This is a genomic window from Stenotrophomonas sp. 364, assembly GCF_009832905.1.
Taxonomy (GTDB): Bacteria; Pseudomonadota; Gammaproteobacteria; order Xanthomonadales; family Xanthomonadaceae; genus Stenotrophomonas; species Stenotrophomonas maltophilia_AP.
On sequence record NZ_CP047135.1, the window covers coordinates 2,316,579 to 2,337,526 of the forward strand.

Annotated in this window: 17 protein-coding genes; 3 read left to right on the top strand and 14 right to left on the bottom strand. The window is 68.3% G+C overall.

Features of this window, described 5'->3' with window-relative positions; all coding sequences use genetic code 11:
- Nucleotides 1-795 carry an exodeoxyribonuclease III gene (gene xth / locus GQ674_RS10605; protein ID WP_159497040.1) on the bottom strand — a complete coding sequence of 265 codons (795 nt, stop codon included), beginning with the start codon at nt 793-795 and terminating at the stop codon, nt 1-3.
- Between the two features lie 168 nt (nt 796-963).
- Between xth and GQ674_RS10610 the strand changes: the two genes are divergently transcribed.
- The 3 genes from GQ674_RS10610 to GQ674_RS10620 all read left to right on the top strand — a co-directional run bounded on the left by GQ674_RS10610 (nt 964) and on the right by GQ674_RS10620 (nt 3,192).
- The gene (locus tag GQ674_RS10610; protein WP_159497041.1) at nt 964-1,707 is read left to right on the top strand and encodes an SOS response-associated peptidase; all 744 of its coding nucleotides are present in this window, start codon (nt 964-966) and stop codon (nt 1,705-1,707) included.
- Between the two features lie 104 nt (nt 1,708-1,811).
- The gene (locus tag GQ674_RS10615; protein WP_159497042.1) at nt 1,812-2,222 is read left to right on the top strand and encodes a response regulator; all 411 of its coding nucleotides are present in this window, start codon (nt 1,812-1,814) and stop codon (nt 2,220-2,222) included.
- Nucleotides 2,223-2,232: 10 nt separating this feature from the next.
- On the top strand, nt 2,233-3,192 hold the full coding sequence (locus tag GQ674_RS10620) for a cation diffusion facilitator family transporter (RefSeq protein ID WP_159497043.1): 960 nt from the start codon (nt 2,233-2,235) through the stop codon (nt 3,190-3,192).
- Nucleotides 3,193-3,205: 13 nt separating this feature from the next.
- On the opposite strand, the gene GQ674_RS10625 is transcribed toward GQ674_RS10620, so the two are convergent.
- From GQ674_RS10625 to glgA, 13 genes are all read right to left on the bottom strand, one after another.
- A complete protein-coding gene (locus GQ674_RS10625) occupies nt 3,206-5,146 on the bottom strand; it encodes a response regulator (RefSeq protein ID WP_236546261.1) in 1,941 nt (646 codons plus the stop codon).
- Nucleotides 5,133-5,990: an ATP-binding protein gene (locus tag GQ674_RS10630; protein ID WP_159497045.1), complete on the bottom strand. Its 858-nt coding sequence runs from the start codon at nt 5,988-5,990 to the stop codon at nt 5,133-5,135. The genes GQ674_RS10625 and GQ674_RS10630 overlap by 14 nt, the downstream gene beginning before the upstream one ends.
- Complete coding sequence (locus GQ674_RS10635; protein WP_159497046.1) at nt 5,990-7,006, bottom strand: ATP-binding protein; 1,017 nt, start codon at nt 7,004-7,006, stop codon at nt 5,990-5,992. Before GQ674_RS10635 ends, GQ674_RS10630 begins: the two co-directional genes overlap by 1 nt.
- On the bottom strand, nt 6,997-7,398 hold the full coding sequence (locus tag GQ674_RS10640) for an ATP-binding protein (RefSeq protein ID WP_128096431.1): 402 nt from the start codon (nt 7,396-7,398) through the stop codon (nt 6,997-6,999). Before GQ674_RS10640 ends, GQ674_RS10635 begins: the two co-directional genes overlap by 10 nt.
- Nucleotides 7,395-7,760, bottom strand: a complete 366-nt coding sequence (locus tag GQ674_RS10645; protein ID WP_159497047.1) for an STAS domain-containing protein — start codon at nt 7,758-7,760, stop codon at nt 7,395-7,397. Before GQ674_RS10645 ends, GQ674_RS10640 begins: the two co-directional genes overlap by 4 nt.
- A 1-nt stretch (nt 7,761) precedes the next feature.
- Entirely contained in the window at nt 7,762-8,622 is an 861-nt protein-coding gene (locus tag GQ674_RS10650) for an STAS domain-containing protein (protein ID WP_159497048.1), read from the bottom strand.
- 213 nt (nt 8,623-8,835) lie between these two features.
- Nucleotides 8,836-10,953 (bottom strand): glycogen debranching protein GlgX, encoded by a 2,118-nt coding sequence (glgX, locus tag GQ674_RS10655; RefSeq protein WP_159497049.1) that lies wholly within the window; start codon nt 10,951-10,953, stop codon nt 8,836-8,838.
- Nucleotides 10,950-11,108, bottom strand: a complete 159-nt coding sequence (locus GQ674_RS10660) for a DUF2934 domain-containing protein (RefSeq protein WP_159499394.1) — start codon at nt 11,106-11,108, stop codon at nt 10,950-10,952. The genes glgX and GQ674_RS10660 overlap by 4 nt, the downstream gene beginning before the upstream one ends.
- An 11-nt stretch (nt 11,109-11,119) precedes the next feature.
- On the bottom strand, nt 11,120-13,675 hold the full coding sequence (gene treY, locus GQ674_RS10665) for a malto-oligosyltrehalose synthase (protein ID WP_159497050.1): 2,556 nt from the start codon (nt 13,673-13,675) through the stop codon (nt 11,120-11,122).
- A 1-nt stretch (nt 13,676) separates the two neighbouring features.
- A complete protein-coding gene (gene malQ / locus GQ674_RS10670) occupies nt 13,677-15,578 on the bottom strand; it encodes a 4-alpha-glucanotransferase (protein WP_159497051.1) in 1,902 nt (633 codons plus the stop codon).
- Entirely contained in the window at nt 15,575-17,314 is a 1,740-nt protein-coding gene (treZ, locus tag GQ674_RS10675) for a malto-oligosyltrehalose trehalohydrolase (protein ID WP_159497052.1), read from the bottom strand. The genes malQ and treZ overlap by 4 nt, the downstream gene beginning before the upstream one ends.
- Nucleotides 17,311-19,551, bottom strand: a complete 2,241-nt coding sequence (gene glgB / locus GQ674_RS10680; protein ID WP_159497053.1) for a 1,4-alpha-glucan branching protein GlgB — start codon at nt 19,549-19,551, stop codon at nt 17,311-17,313. The genes treZ and glgB overlap by 4 nt, the downstream gene beginning before the upstream one ends.
- Nucleotides 19,548-20,936, bottom strand: a complete 1,389-nt coding sequence (gene glgA / locus GQ674_RS10685; protein ID WP_236546290.1) for a glycogen synthase GlgA — start codon at nt 20,934-20,936, stop codon at nt 19,548-19,550. The genes glgB and glgA overlap by 4 nt, the downstream gene beginning before the upstream one ends.
- Nucleotides 20,937-20,948 lie beyond the last annotated feature (12 nt).

Here is a 20,948-nt window from a genome sequence, read left to right on the forward strand (position 1 = left end):
TCAAGGCGCGTTCACCACCACCCATGTGGGCGCATGGTCGCTGGCCTTGTCCTGCAGACGCACGCAGCGATGCACGCCCGCATCCTTCAGGCCGGCGGCCAGTGCGGGGTTGAGCAGCAGGTGGTCGATGCGCAGGCCACGGTCGCGCTCGGCATGCTGGCGGAAGTAGTCCCAGAACGTGTAGATCGTCTCTTCGGGATGGCGTGTACGCAGCGCGTCGGTCCAGCCTTGCGCCAACAGCCGCGCGTAGGCATCGCGCACCGCAGGTTGCAGCAGTGCATCCTTGCGCCAGGCCTTGGGGTCGTACACATCGGCGTCGGTGGGAATGACGTTGAAGTCGCCCATGATCACCACCGGGTGCGGCAGCGCGACCAGGCTGCGGGCGTGTTTGATCAGGCGCTCCATCCAGCGCAGCTTGTAGTCGAACTTCGGGCCCGGTTGCGGGTTGCCGTTGGGCAGGTAGAGACCCGCCACCACGATGCCGTGGATGGCCGCTTCCAGGTAGCGGCTCTGGGTGTCGGCCGGTTCGCCCGGCAACCGCCGGCGACTTTCAATCGGCGTCACGCCGCGGCCCAGTAACGCCACGCCGTTCCAGCGCGCCTCGCCCTGCCACAACGCGCCATAGCCCGCCTGTTCCAGCTCGGCGACCGGGAACGCAGCGTCGGTCGCCTTCAGTTCCTGCAGCGCCACCGCATCGGGCTTTTCGGCCTCCAGCCACGCCAGCAAGTGCGGCAACCGTGTGCCGATGCCATTGACGTTGTAGGTGGCCAGGGTCAGGGTCTTGCGGCGCGCCATCAGGCGATCCTCGCCAATGCACTGAAGGTGCGGCAACGCCACGCCACTGCGCGCGCGTCGGGTAACAGAGGCCGGGGACCGTTGATCATGTGTCGATTAGACGCCCCTGCATGTCATCGGCGCGTCACCCTGACCGGCGGCTCACAGCCGCCTCGGTACCCTGCAGGGATGCGCCGCTTCGCCCAAGCCATCGCCGACCCTTCCTCACTGCCCGACGGACTGCCGGCCTCGCTGGCCGACGCACTTGCCAACGCCCCGGACCGCTACAACATCGGCAAGAACGGCAGTACCACGGTGCTGGCCCGCGACGGCGATGGCAGCCTGGTGGCGGCGGAGATGCGCTGGGGCCTGATACCGCGCTGGTCCAAACAGCCGTCCACGCCCTACACCACCGTGACCGCGCGGCTGGAGCGCGCCGCCAAGAGCCGCATCTTCGCCCAGGCCTGGCAGCAGCGGCCCTGCGTGGTAGCCATGACCGGCTACTACAAATGGGATCGGCAGCGCCGCCCGCCGTGGCCGTTGTTCGTACAACGCACCGACGGCCTGGCGCTGCTGGCCGCGGGTCTGTGGGAACACTGGGCGGGCGAGGAGGGCGAGGAGATCGACAGCTTCACCGTGCTGACAGCGCCGAACCGTGGCATCCCTGCCCCGCTCACGCCCGATGGGCCGGTGTTCGTTGATGCACCGGTGGCCATGGCGTGGCTGTCCGGTGCCTTGCATACGCCCGCCGCCCTGCAGGCGCAGGCGGCCACGCCGCCCCTGGAGGCCTACCCGGTGAGCCGCGCGTTCCGTGATCCTGCGCGCGACGATTACACCCTGCTCGAACCGGTGGACCCGGCCGCGGAAGGCGCCGACAACAGCCCGGCCGCGTGGGATGGCGACGGCCTGGACGATGAAGAAGGCGCCGACTAGCATCCGCCTTGCCCGCATGCCGTTGTCAACGGCGACGTAACACAACTTGGCGCTGCGTTGACATCAGCAGGCACAGGATCAAGTTCCACCTCAGTAAAAACCTCATGAACGGTAGTATTCGCATTCCCCCATCGCGTGGCGTCGTCCTGGTTGTGGAAGACGAGATCGACGTTTCCCGGTTGTTCGTCGAAGTGCTCAGCCAGGCCGGTTATGACGTGGTACCGGCGTACTCGGTCACCGACGCACTCGGCACCCTGGTGTATCAGCGTTTCGATGCCGCCGTGCTGGACATCGAACTCGGCGACGGGCCGGTGTTCCCCGTGGCCGATCGCCTCGCCCGCACCGGTACGCCGTTCCTGTTCGCTTCGGCGGTGTACATCCAGATGGTGCCGAAACAGCATCAGGGCGTACCCTTCATCGGCAAGCCGTTCAACATCAACGAACTGGTGGCGCGCGTCGAGGACGCGGTCCAACGCGGCCGCAGCGGCCCGCCGTCCAACCGCGCAGCAGACTGAGCCTCCCGCCATGGCCGCGCCGTCCGGTTCCCGCTTGGTCATCTACGCCGCGCTGGCCGGCAACCTGTGCATCGCCGTCGCCAAGTTCGTGGCCGCCGGCCTCTCGGGCAGCTCGGCGATGCTCAGCGAAGGCGTGCACTCGCTGGTGGATACCATCAACGAGGTGCTGTTGCTGTATGGCCTGCGCCGCTCGGAGAAGAAGCCCGACACCGTGCATCCGTTCGGATACGGGCGTGAACTGTATTTCTGGAGCTTCATCGTGGCCCTGCTGGTGTTCGCCGCCGGCGCCGGCGTATCGGCGTATGAAGGCATCCAGCACATCCGCCACCCCGAGCCCGCCACCAACCACCTGATCAGCTATTCGGTGCTGGGCATCTCCATTGCCTTTGAAGGCGCCTCGTGGTGGATCGCGCTGCGCGAGTTCCGTGCCACCAAGGGCACGATGGGCTACTTCGAGGCGTTCCGCCGCAGCAAGGACCCGACCACCTTCACCGTGCTGCTGGAAGACAGCGCCGCGCTGCTGGGCCTGGGCTTTGCGCTGATCGGCCTGCTCGCCGCGCAGCTGCTGGACATGCCGGTGCTCGATGGCGTGGCCTCGCTGTGCATTGCCGCGGTGCTGGCCGTGACTGCCTTCCTGCTCGCCCGCGAAACCAAGGGCCTGCTGGTGGGTGAGCCGGCTCACCCCAGCGTGGCCAACCGCATCCTGGCGGTGGCCAACACCGACCCCGACCTGCGCAACGCCAACGGCGTGACCACCATGCAGATGGGGCCCGACCAGGTGGTGGCGATGCTGAGCGCGGAGTTCGAAGACGACCGCACCACCCCGCAGATCGAGGCGTGCATTACCCGCATCGAGAAGGCAGTGAAAGCCGAGTACCCCGAGCTGGTGGCGTTGTTCGTGAAACCGCAGACGCCGGAGGTGTTCCGGGCGCGACGGGCGGCACTCGGCGAGCCTCGCCCGTCGCCCTGAACCGGCCCGTCGATCAGACGCCCGGCAGCATCTGGCGCACGCTGCGCAGCAGTTCGTTGACGCTGAACGGCTTGGGCAGCAAGGCCATGCCGGTGCCCAGGAAATCGTTGCGCACGACGGCGCTCTCGGTATAGCCGGTGATGAACAGCACCGGCAACTGCGGGCGCAATGCACGCGCCGCATCGCCCAGCTCGCGGCCATTCATGCCAGGCAGGCCCACGTCGGAGAGCAGCAGGTCGATGCCGCGCTCGGAATGCAGCTCCAGCAGCGCCTGTTGCGCGTTGATCGCCTCCACCACCTGGTAGCCCGACTCCACCAGCATCTCGCGCACCATCATCCGCACCGAGTCAGTGTCGTCCACCAGCAGGATGCGCTCGGACCGTCCGCGCGGCACCTGGGTGGGCTGCGGCGTCTGTTCGGGGCTGAGCAGCTGGCCCTCGGGCAGCAGAAGTTCAATCTCGGTACCTTCCCCCGGCTCGCTGGCGATACGCGCACTGCCACCGGACTGCCGGGCAAACCCGTATGTCATCGACAAGCCCAACCCGGTGCCCTCGCCCTGCGGCTTGGTGGTGAAGAACGGCTCGAAAACCTTGGTCAGCAGCTCAAGCGGAATGCCAGTGCCGTTGTCGAGCACCTTCACGCTGATGTAGTGCCCGGGTGCCAGCTCATGGTCGCGCTCCACCAGGGTGCGACCGGCCCGGATCCGGATCAGTCCCTGGCCAGCCAGCGCATCGCGCGCGTTGATCACCAGGTTGAGGATCACGTTCTCGAACTGGTTCGGATCGGCCACGGCCACCATGGGCTGCGCGCCCAGCTCCAGTTCCAGCTCGATGTTCTCGCCGATCGACCGGCGCAGCATGTCTTCCAGCGAGCGGATCCGCGCCACCACGTCGAAGGTCTGCGGATCGAGCGGCTGCTTGCGTGCGAACGCCAGCATGCGCTGGGTCAGGGCGGCGGCGCGGTGCGCCGAGGCCGTGGCGATATCGACATAGCGCGATGCCTTGTCCCAGGTGCCCCGGGCCACGGCTATCTCGATCATGTCCAGGCCGGAGATGATCGTTGTCAGCAGGTTGTTGAAGTCGTGCGCGATGCCCCCGGTGAGCTGGCCCAGCGAATCCATCTTCTGCGCCTGCAGCAGCTCGACCTCGGTGCGCTGGCGTTCTGCGATCTGGAAGGCCAGTTCCGAGGTGGCGCTTTCCAGTTCCTGGCGCTGCTCGGTCTCGCGCGCGTGGCGTTCGGTGGTGTCCTGGATCAGCACCAGGCCCTGGCCCGGCGCACGGTACGGCGTGACGCGCCATTCGGTGATCCGCGTCGATGCACCCGCGCGCAGGGTGAAGGTGCCCTGCCAGCGCTCGCCCTCGGCCAGCGCAACCTTCAGTGCGCTCAACGGCATGATCTGGTCGGCCAGCAGCGCATCCAGTCGGCCCGGCGCGCGGTCTTCACCGAGCAGCCGCACGAAGGCGTCGTTGGCATCAAGGTAGCGCAGGTCGGCGTCCAGTACCGCGATCGGCGCGTTGATCTGGCGGAATATTTCGCCAAAGCGTGCTTCGGCCTCGCGCAGTGCTTCTTCCGAGCGGCGCGCGCGCAGCAGCGTGCGCAACGTGGCCAGCAGCACGTCAGGATCCACCGGGTGGATCAGGTAGGCGTCCGCGCCGGCGTTCAAGCCGGTGATGAGGTCCCCGGTGGCGATAGAGGCCGCCGACACGTGCACCACCGGCAGCAGCCCCATGCGCGGGTCGTCGCGCAGCTGCCGCACCACGTCGAACCCGCTCATGTCCGGCAGGTTCACGTCCAGCACCAACGCGCCGAAATCGTGGCGGGCCAGCTGTGCCAGCCCTTCGCCGCCGGTACCGGCCTCTTCGACCCTGTAGCCGTGGTGCTCCAGCACGCGCCGCACCGAGTAGCGGGTTGCGGCGTTGTCATCCACCACCAGGATGCGATCAGAGTTCGGCACGGGGCGCCTCCTCGGCAAGCTTGTAGGGCAGCACAACATAGAAGTCCGAGCCTTCGCCGACCACGCTGTCCACGCCTACATGGCCGCCCAGCAGCTCGGCAAACCGCTTGCACAGCGACAGCCCCAGGCCGGTGCCGCGCAGGCGCTTCTGCAGCGGGGTATCCACCTGGACGAAATCCTCGAACAGGGTGGATTGCAGCTCGGCCGGAATGCCGATGCCGGTGTCGCGCACGCTGAAGCGCACTGAATCGTCGCCCTGCATGCGGGCCGAGACCACCACCTGCCCGTTGGGCGTGAACTTCAGGGCGTTGGAAATAAAGTTGCGCAGGATCTGCGCCAGCTTCTTGTCATCGGTGTACAGCATGGGCAGCGCCGGCGGGTCCTCGAACAGCAGGTCCAGCCTGTCCCCTTCCACCAGCGGGCGGAACATGCCGCGCAGCGCCGAGAACAGGTCCATCAGGTCAAACCAGGCCGGCGAAATGGTGATGCGGCCGGCCTCGATCTTGGCCAGGTCCAGCAGGTCGTCCACCATCTCGCGCAGCTCGCTGGTGGAGGCGCTGATGAAGCGCACCTGGCGGCGCTGTTCGTCGGTAAGCGGACCGTCCATGCCGTCTTCGAGCAGGCGCGTCATGCTCAGGATCGAGCCCAGCGGCGTGCGGAATTCGTGGCTCATGTAGGACAGGAACCGGCTTTTCAGCTCGGAGACCTCGCGCAGCTGCTCGGCCTGCTGGTCCAGCTCGGCGTACAGCGCCAGCACGCCCTGGTTGGTTTCGTCCAGCTCGGCGCGCAGCGCATCGGCTTCCATGCGCAGCTGCTGCAGCTGCTGATCGTTGGCAGTGGACATCAATGTATATCTCCAAGACGCAGCGCAACGATGCCGACATCGTCGCGGCCGCGGTCGAAATCACGCTGCAGCACCGCCACGATCAACGCCGGGTGGCGGTGGACCAGGCCGGGATAGTCGCGCAGGCTCCATCGCGCCTGCAGTCCGTCACTGTGCATGACCAGCAGCGTGCCCGCAGGGGTGTGGAAGTGGAAGGGTTGTGCCTTGCGGAACTGCACCCCGACGATGCCCGGGTGCGAGGCCATCCCGCGCGAGCCGGTGGGCTCGCACAGCGAGGCGGCAATGTTGCCGATGCCGGCGAACTGCACGTTCTGCCCCCCCTGCCCGACACAGGCCACGGCGGCTGCACCGCCGCGGCCGCCGGACATACCGGCATGCATCGCGCCGATCAGCGTGGCGGCTTCGAAGCCCGAGGCGGCGGCCATGGCGGCGGTGCCGGCCTGGGCGGCATCGGCCGCCGGCAGGCCATGGCCCAGTCCATCGATCAGAGTCAGTGCGGTGGTGTGCCCGTCGGCGCGCAGGTGCCAGCCATCACCGCAGGCCACTTCATGGCGCATGGGGATGCGCAACGCGCCGTAGGCCAGGTCGATGTCCGGCGCGGACCGGCTCGGGTAGATGCGGGCCACGATCACCGCGCCGCGTGCATCGGACCAGGCATCGAGCACCGTCGCCTGACGGCGGATGGCGCCCAGCCCCAGCCCCTGTGTTCCGCCGGTGGAGACGCCATCGGGGAGGCATTCGGAGAGCGAGAAGCCGGGGCCGGCATCGAGCGTGCACAGTTCCACGCCGCGACCAATGCGGCCGAAGACCAGCGACAGGTACATGCGCCCGCCGCGACCATGCTTGATCACGTTGGTCGCCAGTTCGGTAGCGGCCAGCGCCACGCGCCCGGCATCCATCTCGTCAAACCCGGCATGTTCGGCCAGGGCCAGCGCTTCGCGCCGGGCCTGCCCCACCTGCGAGACCTCCTCGACCGCCACCACCCGGGTCACCTGGCCGGTGAAGTTCAGGTCCATTTGGTGATGGCAATGCGCGTGCCTTCGCCTGGTGCGCTGTCCAGCTCGAAGTCGTCCACCAGCCGGCGCGAACCGGACAGCCCCAGGCCCATGCCCGAGCCGGACGACCAGCCATCGGTGAGGGCCTGGGCCAGGTCGGGAATGCCGGGGCCCTGGTCGGTGAAGACCAGGCGCACGCCCTTGCGCAGGCCGCTTTCCAGGATTTCCCAGGCCATGGTGCCGCCGCCGCCGTAGATCACCGCATTGCGTGCCAGCTCGCTGGCAGCGGTCACCAGTTTGGTCTGGTCGATCAACCGCAGCTTGCAGGCCACCGCCACCTGGCGCGCAGCCTGGCGTGCCAGCACCACATCCTGCTCAACGCGGATCGGCAACACCCCGGTCGGCGCGGTCATGACAGGTCTTCGTCGGTGCGCTGCAGCAGCTTCATGCCGCGCTCGACGTTGAGCGCGGTACGCACGCCGCTGAGGGTGAGCCCCAGCTCCACCAGCGTGATCGCCACCGCCGGCTGCATGCCCACCACGACGGTGGTGGCATCCATGATCCGGGCGATGGAGGAGATGGTGGAGATCATGCGGCCGATGAAGGAATCGACGATATCCAGTGCCGAGATGTCGATCAGCACGCCGCGCGCGGAGGTGCGGCGGATCTTCTCGCTCAGGTCGTCCTGCAGGGTCAGCGCCAGCTGGTCATGCATGTCCACCTGGATGGTCACCAGCAACAGATCGCCCATTTGGAGGATCGGAATGCGTTCCATATCAGCGCTCTGCCCGTACCACCGTCTGCCCGGTGCGCTTGAGCGCCAACGCCAACGCGTCGGCCAGGTTGGCCTTGGTCACGATGCCCTGCAGGTCCAGACCGAGGTGCACGATGGTCTGGGCAATCTGCGGCCGCACACCACTGATGATGGCGTCGGCGCCCATCAGGCGGATGGCGGTGACCGTCTTGAGCAGGTGCTGTGCCACCAGGGTGTCCACGGTGGGCACGCCGGTGATGTCGATGATGGCGATTTCCGAGCCGGTATCGACGATCCGCTGCAGCAGCGATTCCATCACCACCTGGGTGCGTTGCGAATCCAGCGTGCCGATCATCGGCAGCGCCAGCACGCCTTCCCACAGCTTCACCACCGGGGTGGACAGCTCCAGCATTTCTTCCTGCTGGCGCTGGATCACGTCTTCGCGGGTCTTCTGGAAGGCCTTGACGCTGTGCAGGCCCAGCAGGTCCAGCAGTTCGGAGATCGCCCACAGCTGGTCGCCCAGCAGCGCCGTGTCGTCGGCATACCCCTGTTGGATGAGGTCGAACAACGGGCGCTTGAGCGAGAACAGGAAGCGGGCGGTTTCGGCCGAGTCGAAGCCCTTCAGAACGCGGTCGCGCGAGAGGTCTTCAAGGAAGCGGCGGGTTTCCTGCCAGTCGGCGCCGGTCAGGCTGCCCGTGTTGGCCACCGACAGCGCCTGCAGGAACAGGCGCCAGAACTCGCGGGCCTGCGTATCCAGTTCCCGGGCGGACAATCGCCCGTCCTGGGCCTGGCCGCCACCGGTAAGGCTGTCCATCCACTGGGCCAGCAGGGCCTCCTGGTGGCTTCGGATGAGGTCGATCGTGCGCTGCTGCAAAGCCGCCATGCGGAGTTCCTGCAAAGAGAGGTGGAGAGCCAGACCGGCGCGCCTGAATGGGCGCCGGGACGCGAGCTTAAATCAATTCAGGTTGCTGAGGAGCGTACGGTGAAGCGTCTGATGTGAAGCAATTACCCACATAGCTGACTCGTTCATGCAAACCCCCTCGCACCCTGCCCGCATCGCGCCCGATCCGATGCCTCCGCCCCCTGCCGGCGCGGCTCAACCGCGCATCGGACGGCTGGCCAGCAGGGCCACGCTCCGGTCAGGCAGGGTAAGCCCACCCCCTTCGTCGAGCACCGGTGCCTGGCCTGCTGTGGTGGACAGCAGCACGCGCCAGTGCCGGTCGCCCGGCGAAGGTACCGCGAAGCGGACCTCGGCATGGCCGGCGTTGACCACCAGCAGCAAGGTGTCATGTTCGGGGCGGTGCTCACCGTCATCGACATCGCTTCCGCCCATCTTGAGCATCAGCACGCGCGCCTCCGGATCGTTCCAGTCGGCCTCGCCCATGGCTGCCCCATCGCTGCGCAGCCACTCCACCGAACCTCCATCGCCCCCGTCGCGCGCGTCCAGGAAGCGTCCACGGCGCAATTGCGGATAACGACGGCGCAGCTTGAGTGCCTTGCGCACGAACGCGATCTGCAGGGCGCCCTGCTCTGAGCCGGCCTGGTCCCAGTCCAGCCAGGTCAGCGCATTGTCCTGGCAATAGGCATTGTTGTTGCCCTGCTGCGTGCGGCCGAATTCGTCGCCGGCCAGCAGCATCGGGGTACCCTGGGAGAACAGCAGGCTGGCCAGCAGGTTGCGCATCTGCCGCGCGCGCAGCGCAGTGATGCCCGCGTCGTCGGTGGGGCCTTCGGCACCATGATTCCAGGCGATGTTGTGGTCGCTGCCATCACGCCCTTCTTCGCCGTTGGCCTCATTGTGCTTGTCGTTGTAACTGACCAGATCATGGAGGGTGAAGCCATCGTGCGCGGTCACGAAATTGACCGACGCCGCCGGGCGCCGTCCCTTGTGGTTGAACAGATCCGCCGAGCCCATGATGCGCGTGGCGAACTCGGGCAGCTGGCCGCCGTCACCGCGCCACAGTGCACGCACGTTGTCGCGGAATTTGTCGTTCCATTCGGCCCAACCGGGCGGGAACTGGCCCAGCTGGTAGCCGCCCGGGCCGATGTCCCACGGCTCGGCGATCAGCTTGGCCTGGCTCAGCACCGGGTCCTGGCGCACTGCATCCAGGAAGCTGCCCGACGGATCGAAGCCCTCGCGCTCGCGGCCCAGGATGGTGGCCAGGTCGAAGCGGAAGCCGTCCACATGCATGTCCTGCACCCAGTAGCGCAGGGAGTCCATCACCATGCGCAGCGCGCCGGCATTGGTGAGATCGAAGGTGTTACCGGTGCCGGTGTCGTTGACGTAGTAGCGCGGATCGTCGGCCAAGCGGTAGTAGCTGGCATTGTCGATGCCCTTGAACGACAGCGTCGGGCCCAGCTCGTTGCCCTCGGCAGTGTGGTTGTAGACCACGTCCAGGATCACTTCCAGCCCGGCCGCGTGCACTGCAGCCACCATCTGCTTGAACTCGGCCACGGTGCTGGTGGACAGGAACCGAGGTTCCGGCGCGAAGAAGGCCAGGGTGTTGTACCCCCAGTAATTCCTCAGCCCGCGTTGCAGGAGGTGCTGGTCGTCCACGTGCGCATGCACCGGCAGCAGCTCCAGCGCGGTGGCACCCAGACCCTTGAGGTGGTCCAGCAGCCCGTCGTGCTTGAGCGCGGAGAACGTGCCGCGCGCGCGCTCGTCCACGCTGGGGTGCAGCATCGACAGCCCGCGGACGTGTGCTTCGTAGATCACCGTGTCTTCCCACGCCACGGACGGCGGCTGGTCACGACCCCAGGTAAAGGCCGGGTCCACCACCGCACACCGCGGCATGAACGGCGCGCTGTCGCGCTTGTCGAAGCTGAGGTCTTTGTCCTTGTGGCCAATGGTGTACCCGAACAGGGCCGGCGCCCATTTCAACTGGCCCACGATCTGCCTGGCATAGGGATCAAGCAGCAGCTTGTTGGGGTTGAACCGGTGCCCGGCGTCGGGCGCGTACGGACCGTGCACCCGGTAGCCGTAGCGCTGGCCGGGGCGCGCATCGGGCAGGTAGCCGTGCCAGATTTCATCGGTGTACTCGGGAAGGACGATGCGCTCCACTTCCCGGTCACGTTCGTTGAACAGGCACAGTTCCACCTTGGTGGCATGCCGGCTGTACAGCGCGAAATTGACGCCCAGGCCATCCCAGGTGGCGCCAAGCGGGAACGGGCGGCCGGCGCGCACGCGCGAGGCTTGAACCGAGGGTCGCGGGCTCACTGCTCATGCTCCCTGTGGGCGGCCTGCAGTTCGGCATCCAGCAGCCGCTCGGCCATCAGCCAGTGGCGCACGCCTTGACCATCCGGGCGTCCTTCGGCTTCCCAGATCTGCCGCGCCAGTTCTTCGATACGCGTGCGTCGTTCGTTCTCTTCCATCGTTCCAGGCTTCATGGGGTGATCAACAGGGTCACGGGGCTGTCCTTGGACAGCGCCCGCACGGAGACAGCGGACTGCTCGATTTCTACAGTCACGCCGGTGAGTACATTGCGATAGCGGCCGGGCGGAACGCGCACCCGCGCGCCGCCCCAGAAATGGGCCGGCGTAGCCACCGTGGCGCGCGCAGCCGGCCCGGCGCTGGTGCCGATGGCCGCCACCAGCACAAGCGTGGTGCCGCCATGGGTGCGCGCACAGGCAAGCACCTTCGCTGGCGCGGTAGTGGGCAAGGCCACGTAGTGCCCCTCGGCGAACAGCGCCGGCACCGTGCGGCGCAGGTGCAGCAGCTGGCGTACCAGTCGCGCCTTCAGCGCACCGTCGTGCCACTGCAGCAGCAGCGCCTGCCAGGGGCGCGGGTCGCAGACCCAGCGACGGCGCTGCGGGTAATCCACCGGCCGCCGGTTGTCCGGGTCTACCAGCGACAGATCCCAGCCTTCACCGCCCTGGTACAGATCGGGCAGGCCCGGCACCGTCAGGCGAAGCGCCGTCTGTGCCAGGCTCAGTCGCGCCCCGGCCGGTGCGAGGCGGCTCACCACGGCACGCAGCGCGTGCCGCAGCGGTGCGGCGGCAGGCGCCCGCAGCAGTGCCTCGAGCACAGCGGCGGCACGCGCCTCGTAGGCGTCGTCAGGGTCACTCCAGCTGCTGCGCAGGCCGGCCTCGCGCAGTGCCTTGCGCTGCCATTGCTGCAGCCGTTCAACGAACTCCCCTGCCGTGTCCGCCCCGTCCACCGGCCATGCCGCCACCAGGGTCTGCCACAGCAGTTGGCGGTCGACAGGATGCAGCGCAGCGGCCCCCACCGGCCGCGCCAGGCGCTCCAGGCGCTGAACGCGGCGTTGCCACCACTGTGGCCAGCGGGTCAGCAGCGCCAGGCGCATCCGGGCATCCTCCCCGCGCTTGTGATCATGGGTTGCCGTGGCGAGCAACGCACGCGGGTAGCGCCGCCCGCGCGCTGCGGCCAGCACATGGAAGTCAGCCGCCGACAGCACCGGTTTGGCCGGATGGGTGCCTACTTCGTTGCGCGACAGCGGGGTGGCAAGCCGGTAGAAGCTGCAATCCTCCACCGCCTTGGCGTTGAGCGGTGCGCTCAACAGCTGGAACTGCTGCCGCAGGCGCACGCACTGGGCCGCCAATGCAGGCCGATGCGGATGCGCGGTTTCCGGCACGTACAGCAGCCAGTCCAGAATCTGGTCGATGGCCGCCTGCTCTGCCGGCGAGGCGCCGGCGCGGGCGGCGTGCGCTGCCTGGCGCCACCAGGCGCTGTCCGCGGCGGTCGCCGGGCCATCGTCCAGGTAGCTGCGATATACAGGGAAGTGGACGAGCAACCGCGTCGCCGCCGCGGCCAGCAGCGGTTGGCCAAGTTCAACCACGGCACCGCCTGCCTCGGCCGCCGTTGCCACCAGCAACGCCACCAGCGCGTCGAACTCGGCGCGCAGGCCATGCTGGAGCACCTCACGGCGCGCGGCCTGCTCAACCTGGGCCATGTCGTGTACATCATCGGTGTCGTTGCGCCACTGCTCGAGCAGCCGCGCGCCGCCGGCGGCGTCATGCATCACGCCGGCGACCTGGTCCATGAAGTCGTACCCGGTGCTGCCATCGCACGCCCAGCCGGGCGGCAGGGTTTCCTCCGGCCCAAGGATCTTCTCGACCCACAGACAAAGGGCGCCGGGTGACAGACCCCGCGACACCCCTGCCACGTCCAGCGCCGTGCGCAGGCGCTGCAGGTAGGTACCAGGGCCGCGCAGGCCGTCCACATGGTCCACCCGGACGCCGTCGATCACGCCCTGCGCGGCCAGCCGCAACGGCAGCGCGTGGACCGCATCGAATACCTCGTCGCGCTCGACCTGCAATGCCGCCAGCGACGCAATGGTAAAGAAGCGGCGGTAGTTGATCTGCGTGTCGCCGCTGCGCCACCAGGCCAATTGGTACGCCTGGGCGTCCAGCAGCGCCGCCAGCGCTGCGGCGTCCATGCCGGGCCGGGCCTCGGCCTGAGTCTGCGCCGCAAGCGGGTAGCGCTGGCCGTGCACGACCAGCCCGGCAACGCCGTCGGCATCGCGCTGTATCGCGACCTCGCCCGCCGCGATCGCGGCCGGCAGCGGTTGCCCCAGCACCGGCAGCCACAGCTTGCCGCCCCGGCCGGGCGCACGCCAGTTGATATCGAACCAGTCGGCGTGGCGGCTGTGGTGCCCATTGGCCAGTACATCGGCCCACCACGGGTTGGCCGGGTGGGCGGCCACGTGGTTGGGGACGATATCCAGCACCAGCCCCATGCCGTGACCACGCGCGGCCGCGGCCAGCGCCTGCAGCGCCGGCTCGCCGCCAAGCGCGGGGTTGACGACGGTCGGGTCGATCACATCGTACCCGTGGGTCGACCCGTCCACCGCGCGTGCAATCGGCGACAGGTACAGGTGGCTGATGCCCAGGTCGGCGTAGTAGTCCAGCTGCGCGCGCGCATCATCAAAGGTGAATCCAGCATGCAGCTGCAGGCGTACGGTGGCGCGGAAAGGCACCATGTCAGTGCGCCACGTCGCGCGCGCCGGCGAAGCACCGCAGCGAAGCGTGCAGCACGCGGCGTGGCAGCGGCTGCGGCAGGCGGTGGCGCCAGTTCGGGTATACGGCCACCGTGCCCGGCAGGTTCACCTGCTCACGCAACGCCAGTGCGTCCTCCACCGGCAGCAGCGCCAGAGGCGCGGGACCCGCCGCCACGTGGGCCATCGCAGCCATGCGCAGATCGTCAGCCGCCGCACCCTCGCCTCCCACTGTGTGCGCCAGCCGCGCCACATCACGCTGCCGTTGCTGCACCGCCAATCGGGTCGCTTCAGCGGTGGCGTATCCCAGCCGTGCGCGCACGGCGATGTCCTCACCGCGCTGCCATCCGGCCAGGGTCGGCAGGTCGTGGGTGCCGGTGGTGGCCACCGCCACCGACCGCCATCGGTTCGGCGGCAGGAATGCGCCGTCGGCGTCGCGTGCGAACGCCAGCACGTCCATGCCCATCACCCCGCGTTCGGCCAGCGCCTGGCGGATACCGTCGGGCACTACGCCCAGGTCTTCGCCGATCACGATGCAGCGATGACGCCATGACTCCAGCGCGAGCAGGTTCAGCAGGTCTTCCAGCGGATACTGCAGGTAGGCGCCGGTGTCGGACGCAGCGCCTTGCGGCACCACCCACAGACGCTGCAGGCCCAGTATATGGTCGATGCGCACCCCGCCCCGGTCGCGCATGACCGCGCGCAGCAGCGCGATGAACGGCGAAAAGCCGGTCCGGTGCAGGCCGTCGGGGGAATAGCTGGTCACGCCCCACACTTGGCCCTGCGGCGCAAACGCGTCCGGCGGAGCGCCCAGCACAAGTCCGCGCAACGCAGTGTCGCCAGCGGCCGCGGCCTCGGCGCCATGCGGATCGAAGCCCACCGCAAGGTCGGCGATCAGCCCCAGCGCCATGCCCTGCCGGCGTGCCCGGTGCTGCACGCTGGCCCAGCTGTCGTGCGATACCCACTGCGCCAGGCACTGCAGCGCGGGGTCTGGCGGGTCCAACGCAGGGGCGTTGAAGCCGGCGAACTGCATCAATGTCGCGCCCCCATCCTGCCGAAAGCGATCGAATGCCCGGTGCACCGACTCTGGCGCGTGCTGCAGCTGGCGCTGCCAATGTGCCAACCGGGCCCACTTCAGCGCCGCCGAGCCGGCCCAGTCGATCAGCCCATCCGACGCGGGTGCCGGTTGCCATTGGCTGGCATCGTCGTCGCCCGTCCAGGCAGGCGGCGCGGTGTACACCGGTTCGAGAAAGCGTCGATCCGAGGGCGAATAGGGGCTGAAGCCATGGCCGATCCTGCCCGCTGCGTGCAGCGGGCTCAGCGCCAGCGCATCGCCGCCTGCGGCGCCGATCCGACGGCACCACGCTGCAGCCCCGCGGCTGTCGCCGATACCCGCATCCGTTGGCGAACGGCCGGCGTACACCTGCAGGCTTGCTCCCCAGCATCGCGGCTGGGCGCTTCCAGTGGCGTCGGCGACGCTGAAGCAACGCGCCGGCGCGATCGCGACCGCGTGCTCCTCTTCGCCCACGCGCAGCGTCCAGTACCCCGGGCGCTCGGGGCATTGCCAGCGGCCATCGGGCTGCCGGCGGGCCGACACGGTGTTGCCCGTTTCGTCACACCATTGCGCCACGCCTGCACCGGCAGGCCCAAGCATGACCGCGGCACCCGCCCGCGCGGTACGCAGCTGCGGTCGGGCCTGCCCCTCCAGACAGCGCTGCAGGCTGTCCTGTCGCTGTGCGGCGGTTGCAGCGGGCCAGTCCAGCGCTGCCAACACGGCCAGTAGACTGGGGGCATCCACAGTGCGGGCGTTGCCGTCCACGTCGTGCCAGTGCACCCGCACGCCGGCTGCGTTGGCCAATGCATACAGGTCAGGCGCGAGCGCGGTCATTGCGCCACCCACCGCACCAGCATCGCGCCGGGCGCGAGCATCCCGGTAGCATCCACGTCACCCAGGGCAAGCACGGTGTCGCCGTCCGGCAGCGATGCAGCCACCCTGCCGGTGCCCAGATTGAATGCCAGCCACCATTGCCCGCCGGGCAACTGCCACCCCGCGCGCACGGCATGATCGGCCAGCACCGCAGCGCCCAGGCTGCGCGCCTGCGCTGTGCCGTCGGCCAGGTAGCGACGGCGCAGGGCCAGGTTGGCCTGGAATGTCCCAAGCCAGGCGTTATCCGCCAATGCGTCCGGTGGCGGCAGCGGGCAGCGCGAGGCCTCGAAGGTTTCCAACGCGTTCGGGTCGGGGATCGACGCACGCGCGTGCGGGTTGGCGAACGCGGCGAAATGGCTGAATTCGGCGCGCCGGCCGTCGCGCACCGCAGCATCCAGGGGCGGCGGGAAGTCGGTGAAGAACAGGAACGGCTCGCGCGCACCCCAGGGCTCGCCCATGAAGAACAGCGGAATCATCGGCGTCAGCGCCGTCAGCGCCTGCGCAACCTGCAGGCGCGCTGGCGCCACCGATACCTGCAACCGGTCGCCAAACGCGCGGTTGCCGATCTGGTCATGGTTCTGCGCAAACACCACAAAGTGGTCCGGCGACAACCCGCCACTGGGTTCGCCGCGTGGATGCCCGCGCCGGGTAATCTCGCCCTGCCAGGCAAAGCCCTCCGACAACACCCGCGCCAGGCGGGCCGCCGGAGCGGCGGCAAAATCGGCGTAGTAACCCTCGTGCTCACCGGTCAGCACCACGTGCAATGCGTTGTGGAAGTCGTCGTTCCACTGCGCGGCGTACCCCTGGTCCAGTAGCGAGGCCGCGTTGTTCTCGTTCTCCACCACCAGGTAGACCGGGTGGCGCGGGCCGTCGTCATGAATGGCCTCGCGCAGCGTCTGCAGGAACGTTTGCGGGTGGATGGCGTGCACCGCGTCCAGGCGCAGGCCATCGAAACGGTAGTCGCGCAGCCACATCAGCGCATTCTCGATGAAGTAGCGCTGTACCCACGGCTGCCGGAAGTCGATGGCCGCGCCCCACGGCGTGCGCAGGTCCTCGCGGAAGAAGGCCGGCGCATAGGCGGCCAGATGGTTGCCTTCCGGCCCGAAATGATTGAACACCACGTCAAGCAGGACCAACATGCGCAGCGCGTGCGCCGCGTCCACCAGCGATTTGAGTTCATCGGGACTGCCGTAGACCGACGTGGGCGCATACGGCAGCACGCCGTCGTAGCCCCAGTTGCGGCTGCCGGCGAAGGTTGCCAGCGGCATCAGCTGGAGCGCGGTGATGCCCATGGCCGCCAATGCAGGCAGTTGGGCTTCCAGCGCGCGGTATCCGCCCACCGCGCCCACGTGCACCTCGTACAGCACCGCCTCGGACCAGGCCCGTCCTGCTCCGCCGGTGGTGCGCCAGGCATAGGCGTCCTCATCGGGGATCGCGCTGGCACCTTGGACACCTTCGGGCTGCCACCGCGACGCCGGATCAGGCACGCTCAGGGTGCCGTCCATGCAGTAGCGGTAGCGCATGCCAGGCGCGCAGGCGTGCACGCAGACATGGCAGCCGTCCCCCTCCTCCAGCATCGGCAGCACCTTGCCTTCCAGTATCAGCGCCACGCTGCCTGCTGCCGGTGCCCACACGCGGAATTCATACGTACCGTCCTCCTGTCGCCACGCGCCCAGACGGCGCCGCACAGGCGTCATTCCATGACCTGCAGGTAAAGCGTGGACAGCGGCGGCAGCGTCAGTTCGAGCGACTGGGCATGGCCGTGCATCGCCACGGGCACGGTGTGTACCTGCCCATGGTTACCCACGTCGCTGCCGCCATAGAAGTGGCTGTCGCTGTTGAACACCTCGCGCCAGTGGCCGCCATGCGGCACACCCACCCGATAGCCGTGGCGGGCCACCGGCGTGAAATTGCTCACCGCCAGCAAGGCTCCTGCCGAACCGCGCACGTCGTGGCGGATGAAGGCCAGCACACTGTTGACGTGGTCATCGCCCACGCTCCATTCAAACCCCGCCTCACTGCGGTTGCCGTGCCGCAGCGACGGCAGGTTCTGCAGCAACCGGTTCAGATCCGTCACCAGCCGCGCCACCCCGGCATGTGCCGGATCGGCGGCCAGTGCCCAATCCAGTTCAGCGTCGTGGTTCCACTCGCGGGTCTGGGCAAACTCCCCTCCCATGAAGAGGAGTTTGCTGCCCGGATGCGCCCACATGAAGCCCAGGTACGCGCGCAGGTTGGCCAGCTGCTGCCAACGGTCGCCTGGCATCTTGCCCAGCAGCGATCCCTTGCCGTGCACCACTTCATCATGCGACAGCGGCAGCACGAACTGCTCGGAAAACGCGTACATCGCGCTGAAGGTCATTTCGCTGTGATGGTGAGACCGGTGAATCGGATCGCGCTGCAGGTAACTCAGGGTGTCGTGCATCCACCCCATGTTCCACTTGTGCGAGAACCCCAGGCCGCCATCGGCTGCCGGTGCGGTGACGCCCGGCCACGAGGTCGACTCTTCGGCGATCACCAGCACGCCGGGGTAACCGGTGGCGATGGCGGTGTTCAGCGTGCGCAGGAAATCGACCGCTTCCAGGTTCTCGCGCCCGCCGTGCACGTTGGGAATCCACTGGCCGTCTTCACGGCTGTAGTCGCGGTAGAGCATCGAGGCCACCGCGTCCACGCGCAGCCCGTCGATATGGAAACGATCGATCCACTCCAGCGCGCTGCCGACCAGGAAGCCCACCACTTCCTTGCGACCGAAGTTGTAGATGAGCGTGTTCCAGTCCGGATGGACCCCCTGGCGGGGGTCATCGTGTTCGTACAGTCCGGTGCCATCGAACCGTTGCATGCCATGCGCATCGGACGGAAAGTGAGCGCCCACCCAGTCCACGATCACGCCCAGCCCGCGCTGGTGGCAGCGGTCCACGAAGCGCGCGAAGCCCTCCGGATCGCCATGCCGTGCGGTGGGCGCATACAGGCCCAGTGGCTGGTAGCCCCACGACCCACCGAACGGGTGCTCGTTCACCGGCAGCAGTTCAATGTGGGTGAAGCCCAGCGCCTTCACATACGGAATGAGCGCGTCGGCCAGCTGGTCCCAGTCCAGCACGCTGCCATCCTCGCCCCGCCGCCAGGAGCCGGCGTGTACCTCGTAGATGGAGATGGCGCCTGCATCGGCACGCGCACGTGCGTTCATCCAGTCCCCGTCCTGCCAGGCATGGTCCGCAGTCGATCCCACCACCGACGCCGTGCCCGGCAGTACTTCGCATTGACGGGCCATGGGGTCGGCCTTGTGGGTCAGGCGCGTGCCGTCGGCCGCGGTGATCTCGTACTTGTAGCACGCGCCCGCGGCAACGCGCGGCAGGAAGATCTCCCACACGCCGGCCTCGTGCCGCAGACGCATCGGATGGCGGCGGCCATCCCAGTCATTGAAGTCGCCCACCACGGCCACGCGCCGTGCATTGGGCGCCCACACCGCAAAGCGCACGCCCTCCACGCCCTGGTCAGCCCGCACCTGCGCGCCCAATGCGGCACGGATACTGTGCGGGTCGCCGGAGACGATGCCCGCCAGCAGTCCGTCGCCGAGCTGGGTCCCGAAACTGTACGCATCTTCGATCTCTTCCTGGCGCGTGCCCCAGTCCACCCGCAGCACGGCAATGCCCTCACCTTCGACGACCGCGTCGAACACGCCCTCGCCCTGCGCAGCCATGGGCTGCCAGCGGCCCGCCCGGTCGCGCCGCTGCACCGCGTGCGCGCCGGGAAACAGCGCACGCAACCGCCACACGCCCGACGCGTCGCGATGCGGTCCCAGCAACAAAAAAGCGTCCGCCGGTTCGCCCGTGGCCAGCGCGATCAGCGCCGGGGACAACGGCTCGTCCACCGCAGGCGTCGGCGCCGCGCCATCGGGTGCTTCACGGTCCTGCAGTTCATGCGCGCAGGCACCGCTCATGCGCGTGCCTCCGACGTACGCTGGTAGAGATTCATGTAGTGCATGCCTGCCACGTCCCAGCCACTGGGCCGCAGCATCGCCGCACGGCGCATGGCAAGCATCAGGCGGGGCTGGCGGAACGTACGGAACGCGCGCTGCACGCATCGGCGCAACATGTCCGACTCTGGACCGTTGAACAGGAACCCGGTGACGCCATCGTCCACGGTGTCGATCAGGCCACCGGTGGCGTGGGCGATCGGCAGGCACCCGAACCGCTGCGCATACATCTGGCTCAGGCCACACGGCTCGAAGCGCGACGGCATCAGCAGGAAATCGGCCCCGGCGAACATCCGCCGCGCCAGCGTTTCATCGAAGCCGATGTAGGCCGCCACGCTGCCCGGGAAGCGGCGGGCCAGCGCCAGCACCTGTGCCTCGACCTCCGGTTCGCCGCCGCCGATGATGACCAGCTGGCCACCGGCGGCCACGATCTGCGGGGCCACATCGCAGGTCATGTCCAGGCCTTTCTGGTGCACCAGCCGTGACACCACCGCAAACAGCGGACCGCGGCTTTCGGGCAGGCCGAAGGCACGACGGACGTGGCGCGCGTTATGGTCGCGGCCGTCGACATTGCGCACATCGAAATGTGCCGGCAGGTGCGAATCGGTGCTGGGGTCCCAGCTGGCGTCGATGCCATTGACGATCCCGCTCAGGTGCCCCAGTGCGGCGCGGCCGGACAGCAAACCGTCCAGGCCGCAGCCTTCGGCCGGCGAAGTAATCTGCGCGGCATAGCTGACGCTCACCGTGTTGACCCGGTCGGCGTGTACGATGCCCCCGCGCAGGAACGACAGCTGCCCGTGGAAGTCCAGCGCCTCACAGTGCGACGGCGCAATGCCCAGCTCGGCGGCCAGCTCCGTCGGAAACAGCCCCTGGTAAGCCAGGTTGTGGATGGTCAACAGGCACGTGGCCGCGCAGCCCGTCCAGCGCACATACGCAGCGGCCAGCGCGCACGGCCAATCATTGAGATGCAACAGGCCGGGCTGCCAGGTCAGGCCCGCATCGCCAGCGGCGATCAATGCCGCCGCACGCGACAGGGTGGCAAACCGCACGGCGTTGTCGGCCCACGGCTGACCGGCGCGATCCACATAGGGCGAGCCGTCGCGCTCGTACAACGCGGGGCAGATCAGTACGTACACCGGCAGCCCGTCTTCCAGGACGGTGTGGCCGATCGCGCAGGCCGGCAGGCCCGCATGCGCTTCGGTCTGCCCCACCACCTCGATCGGCCCGGTGCGCTCGAGCACTTCGCGGTAGCCGGGTATCAACACGCGCATGTCCGCACGGTCGCGCAGCGCACGCGGCAGGGCGGCTGCCACGTCGCCCAGGCCACCGGCCTTGACGAAGTCCGCCATCTCCGAAACGAC